Genomic DNA, 1,412 nt, shown 5'->3' on the forward strand with positions numbered 1-1,412 from the left:
GATCTAATCATGATAACTGCTATCAGTACTCCAAAGAACACGATGTCAGACCAACCGGCATATCCGGGAATCGATTGAACGATTGCCTCTCCCACTCCTAGAACAATACCACTTATCAGAATCCCGGTTAGGTTACCGAGACCTGCCATTGCAACTAGACTGAATGATTTCATAGTGAATGCCGCGCCCACAGAGGGAAAGATTGCAAATCTCGGCACCATTACCCCTGCTGCAATACCAAGTATGGCGACCGATAAACCAAAAACAAAGAGATAGACGAAATCGGTGTTTATCCCTACAATCTTTGCTCCGCGAGGATTCTGACCGACTGCAAAGGTAGCCTGCCCTAATCTTGTCTTTTTTAGAAAGAGTTGAAGAGCGATTAGCACTGCAAACGCTAACACAACGTAAAGCAACTCGTAAGTACCGAATCTAACGCCGGCAATCGTCGTTGAGGACGAAGAATAGTCAACATAGACGCTTCTTGGCCGGGTAGTCCAGATAACCTTCATGAGTTCCAGAACTATCATCGATATCCCGAAAGTGAGAAGCAGCTGGTTAAGGTGTCCTGCTTTAAGAACCCTGGTTACCGTAAGCTTATAGATAACAACTCCTAGAATGAATAGCAGGAAAAACACGGGGATTATCGAAACAAGAGGATCCATACCGGTATTGACTGCAAATAGATAAACAATATAAGTTCCCAGCGATAGCAAATCGCCGTGGGCAAGGTTCATTATTCCGACTACTCCGAGAGTTAGAGCCAGAGGAAGCCCTATCAGTGCATAAAGACTACCTCTCTGAACGCCATAAATCGCGGCTAGCGGCCTCCAGATCGCGACAACCACAAGTATCGCGACAAGTATCAAAATGCCTCTATGCTTTCTCAAGAAAGAGATCTTTTCCAAGTCTTTCACCACCCTGGTAGCAACTTTTTCAGATAATAAGGTCGGGCATTGCTGCCCGACCTAAATCAGACTATCTCCCATCCCAGGAAGGGAATGGATATTCAGGTTCAGCTGTCTTTAACTCTAGAGGCCATATTACGTGCTGTTCGCCACCCTGCCACTGAAGTATCTTCTGAGCAGTGAAGCCCTGGTGCTTTATGACGTTACTTGGCGCAATCTTCAAGACATCACCGATTGGAGACGCATATTCCACCTGCTCTAGGGCCTTGATAAGTGCAGACTTCTCAATAGTACCAGCAGCCTTGATTCCTTCTGCAAGGAAGTAAATGTTCGTGTAACCGAGAGGAGCAAAGTAAGTTGCCGGCTCTTCCTTGAACATCTCAATGTAGGCATTCCAGAAGTGCTCGGCTACGGGGCTGATTCTGTTGATCGTTGTAGCCCACATTCCGTATAGGGTAACTCCTTCTGCCAGGGGAGAGTCGCCGAAATGTGCCGGCCATCCTG

General features: G+C 47.0%; 2 protein-coding genes. Both read right to left on the reverse strand.

Annotated features, from left to right (window positions below; translation table 11 throughout):
* Positions 1–908 (reverse strand): branched-chain amino acid ABC transporter permease (locus tag RJ60_RS14440; protein WP_103135220.1); only part of this gene is annotated, 908 nt, incomplete at its 3' end.
* A gap of 70 nt (positions 909–978) precedes the next feature.
* The coding region (locus tag RJ60_RS14445; protein ID WP_146028940.1) for an ABC transporter substrate-binding protein at positions 979–1,412 on the reverse strand (434 nt) is incomplete at its 5' end.

The sequence above is a fragment of the Mesotoga sp. B105.6.4 genome (genome assembly GCF_002896535.1).
Classification (GTDB): Bacteria; Thermotogota; Thermotogae; order Petrotogales; family Kosmotogaceae; genus Mesotoga.